General features: G+C 47.8%; 1 protein-coding gene. It reads left to right on the top strand.

From position 1 onward, the window contains the following. The coding region (gene spoVAD / locus ACWHAR_RS26330) for a stage V sporulation protein AD (RefSeq protein WP_452088330.1) at positions 1–761 on the top strand (761 nt) is incomplete at both ends.

Raw genomic sequence — 761 nt, 5'->3', positions numbered from 1 at the left:
AAAGAGCTGGGAAATGGCGGAACGGCAGCTGATGGAAGACGCTGTTAATGTTGCACTTCAAAAAAACAATCTGACAAAAGATGATATTGACCTATTGCTGGCAGGCGACTTGCTGAACCAAAACGTGACGGCTAACTATGTGGCAAGACACTTGAAAATCCCATTTCTTTGTATGTTTGGCGCCTGTTCAACATCAATGGAAACAGTGGCTGTCGCATCAGCCTTAGTTGATGGAGGGTTTGCCAAAAGGGCACTCGCTGCCACCAGCAGTCACAATGCAACTGCGGAAAGACAGTTTCGCTATCCGACAGAATACGGAGGGCAAAAACCGGACACTGCTACCTCCACTGTAACCGGAAGCGGTGCAGTTGTCATCAGTCAGACACCGGGTGATATCCAAATCACAAGTGCGACTGTCGGGAAGGTTTCTGATTTAGGAATTACAGATCCTTTTGATATGGGATCGGCTATGGCTCCAGCTGCAGCTGATACGATTAAGCAGCACTTTAAAGATCTCAACCGGACAGCGGATGACTATGATCTAATCCTGACAGGTGACCTGTCAGGCGTCGGTTCTCCAATCGTAAAAGACATTTTAAAAGAAGATGGATATCCAGTCGGCACAAAGCATGATGATTGCGGGCTTCTGATTTACACTCCGGATCAGCAGGTCTTTGCCGGGGGGAGCGGCTGTGCTTGTTCAGCGGTTGTCACCTACTCTCATATTTTTAAGCAGCTGAGAGAAGGAAAACTAAACCGTG

It is taken from the genome of Bacillus sp. LR--39 (genome assembly GCF_053613335.1).
Note: the sequence above shows the minus strand (reverse complement) of the source record. Positions and strands in the feature narration are given on the sequence as shown.